The sequence below is a fragment of the Geomonas sp. genome (assembly GCF_056994735.1).
The window spans coordinates 1-3,082 of sequence record NZ_JBXKJL010000153.1; the positions used below are offsets into that span (position 1 = coordinate 1).

At 61.2% G+C, this 3,082-nt stretch carries 2 protein-coding genes and 1 pseudogene; all 3 read right to left on the minus strand.

Annotated features, from left to right (window positions below; genetic code table 11):
* Window positions 1-244 (minus strand): annotated as a pseudogene (locus AC11W3_RS07185) (IS630 family transposase); the annotation flags it as partial.
* Between the two features lie 261 nt (window positions 245-505).
* Window positions 506-2,443 carry a hypothetical protein gene (locus AC11W3_RS07190; RefSeq protein ID WP_484092733.1) on the minus strand — a complete coding sequence of 646 codons (1,938 nt, stop codon included), beginning with the start codon at window positions 2,441-2,443 and terminating at the stop codon, window positions 506-508.
* A gap of 173 nt (window positions 2,444-2,616) precedes the next feature.
* Window positions 2,617-3,000, minus strand: a complete 384-nt coding sequence (locus tag AC11W3_RS07195) for a winged helix-turn-helix domain-containing protein (RefSeq protein ID WP_484092734.1) — start codon at window positions 2,998-3,000, stop codon at window positions 2,617-2,619.
* Between the last annotated feature and the right edge of the window lie 82 nt (window positions 3,001-3,082).

Genomic DNA, 3,082 nt, shown 5'->3' on the forward strand with positions numbered 1-3,082 from the left:
AGGCCGGCAAGAAGACCAAGTGGATGCCCTCGGGAAGCGTGAGCTGAGCACTGGTATGCCACCTTGCGCGATCGAGAACCAGCACGATGTGTTTGTCCGGTCCTGCTCCGACCTCCTGGGCAAACACGGCCAGGGCTTGGGAGACCACCTCCCCATTCACGGTCGGCAACAACAGCCAGCTCGTGTCTCCACTTTGGGGATGGACAAAGGCGTAGACATACATCCACTCATAGCGTGGAGCCACGGGGGCTTTGACGGTGGCTCCCTTTGCCCACGACTTGCGCAATGAGTTTGCCGAAACGTTTCTGCCTGTCCTCAGAGATAGCCGTTAGCTCAACAGGGATATGAAGCAGGTCAGCGCGAAGAGAAATGGAGGGATGAAAAGGGAAAACGAGAAAAAGGAGCGTGGATGTGAGGGGCGACCAAGAAAAGCAGACAGGACAACCCGCTCGGAGAAGCACGCTTGTCCGAGGAAAGGGATGGATCTCTGCAGGCGGAAGGAGTGTTAAGCGGTGGCCAGTCCAAGGAAGGTTGCCAGGCGATCTGGAATCCCGAAGAGGGTGAGCGTGATCCGCCCAGCCTGATCTGTGCGGGTGTTGCGAGCCAGCCGCTCGTCCCATGACAGGCGGGAATGCGCACGCTCAGCCCGAGAGATCGTCGGAGTGGAAGAAGTATTGGCTCTGGGGAGAGCCGGTTCCACCTGGAGGTCCAGGTGCTGGCGATGCAGACGGAGACACGCCAGCCGCTGGTGCCGTCTACTCCAGTCTCGCCAGAGCAGCGGAGCCGATCCCACTGGCAGAGGATGGAGCAGGACACTGACCTGGCGCGGTTTGCGCGTTGCCCTACCGTTCCATTGGCACTGCTCACGCAAGGAACACGGACGGCAGTCGCGAATGCTGGCGGAGTAGACGACCCGTAGACTGCCATCACGCTCTCGACGTTGCTCATGAGGGACCAGGACGTTGCCTGCTGGACACCGCAAGGTGCCCTCAGGCTGGAGAGGAAAGTCTGTGCCGGTAAAGCGGCCAGCCTTCCAGGACGTCGCGGTGGCGGGTGGAGCATACCCCGAGGCAGGCGCGGAGGGTGCAGGTGAGACCGGATGCGTGGGCGCCTGCTCGTTGCGCTCTGGGAGCGCAGGTGCAAACTCGGTGGTACGCACTGGTTCAGGTGCCAGCTGATGCCCTAACTCCAGGCGGAGGTTCCAGGTCCACTGGGCCACGATCTGCCAGGCTTCTTGTCCCCAGGCTGAGTGGCTACACCAGCGGTCGGGATCTTGCTCCTGGTCTTCGTCTTGCAGGGCGGTTTCAAAGGCGCCGCGGTGCAGGTAGAGAGACACCACATCGGAGGCGGTGAAGGCGCTCTGGGGAAGATTGGTCCAGCAGAGTTCATCGACGACGCCGTCACGGATGAGCCCGACCCGGCGCTTTCTCTTCTTGGCTGGGGCTGGGTGGGTGGCCACAATGACGCGAACGAGCGGTCCGCTCTCGTCCAGGCGCTGCTCTGGGCAGTCGTAGAGCGTGCGGCAGATTCCGCTCTCCGCGCTGACCAATTGTTGATCAGCAGGCCAGTGCAAGCGAGCCTGGATGCTGGCACGATCAAGCATGCCGTAGTCTTTGCCACGCGTCACATAGGAGAAGTCGGCCACATCGCCGATGACCGCCCTGGTGCCATATTGGCCATCGAGGCCGAGCCTCGTTCGTTCTGCGGGAAAGCTGTGGGCCTTGACGTACGTCTGGATGACCTCCTTTGCCCGGCGCAGTTCTTCGCGATACTGCCCATTGCCAGGGTTGCCAAAGCTGGCGACCCACTGATGGGTATGCATCTGCAAGACGGTGGTGCGTGTGCGAACACTTTCTCCCCGTTTTCGTCCCGTGTAGCCGGGGGCACAGAGGGGACGCAAACGTCGCTGTGGGGCAGGCCGATCCGACGTCTGAGGCAGCGCCCGTTGACGCGCCGCTTCACGTGTCCCATCGACATCGAAGACGAGCCAGCGGTTCCCCTGCCGATCCCACAGTCCGGCTGAGTGTTCTTCAGTGGAGAGAGGACGAGCCAACAGATCCTCCAGAAAAAGGGTCCGCAGGGCTTCAACGGACTCAGCGGGCAGCGCGGCTAAAAAGCGGCTGAGCGTCGAGGCTGCGGGTAAGCTTGCCCGTCCGAACAAGGCCATGAAGGCGGAGGCAAACGGACGCACGGCCTCGTAGAAGTCTTGCAAGGTCCGCTCGCCGCTGATGGCATAGCCAAAGAGCACGGCGAGAAAATCAATCACATCGTAGCGTCCGAACCGCCGTCGCGCAAAGCGCACGCGCTCGCATATCTTGTTCAGGATGCCGTGCTTTCGAAGGTGGGAAGCCACCAGAGCGACTTCGCCCAACCAGGAAGGGGTCGCAGGCTGCGATTCTGAAGAGGTCTGGATGCGCACCGATTCATCGGCGATACTGATCATGTCTGCCTCCTTGATGGGAATAGATTAGTTCTTCCCTTTCAAAGAGGCACATCTCTCGGCTTATCTGCTACAGGGTGCTATCTCATTGCGCAAGTCGTGGGCCTTGCAGACGAGAGAGGCGCTATGCTCGCCAGACGTGTGTCCAGGATAAGAGCAGACAACCGGAAATGGGGTTACTGCTCTGCAGCAGTGATGTCGAGCATATAGCCAATCCCGGGCTTCGTGAGCAGATAGCGCGGGTGGGCAGGATCGGGTTCCAGCTTGCTGCGCAGGCGGCTCATATTCACCCGCAGCAGATGGCCTTCCCCAGCATACTCCTCGCCCCAGATGTGCTCCAGCAACTGATCCTGGGTCACCACCCGGCCCGCATTTTGCGCCAGGTAGAAGAGCAGACGGTACTCCAAGGGGGCGAGCACGATCTCGCGATCGGCCATCCTCACCTCGTGGCGGCTATCGTCAAGCGTGAGCGGCCCGATCGTCATCTTCCCTTGCAGGGCATAGGCCGCCTCGTTGCTGCTGACCTGCGCGCGCCTGATGACTGCCCGTATTCGTGCCATGAGCTCTTCCACGCTGAAAGGCTTGGTCAGTTATTCTTCGGCGCCTAGCTCAAATCCCCGCACCTTCTCCTGGTCCTGCCCG

Bases quoted from the DNA above. Each gene is read 5' to 3' on its own strand.
- AC11W3_RS07190 (WP_484092733.1), bottom strand. From the start codon at position 2,443: ATGATCAGTATCGCCGATGAATCGGTGCGCATCCAGACCTCTTCAGAA.
- AC11W3_RS07195 (WP_484092734.1), bottom strand. From the start codon at position 3,000: ATGGCACGAATACGGGCAGTCATCAGGCGCGCGCAGGTCAGCAGCAAC.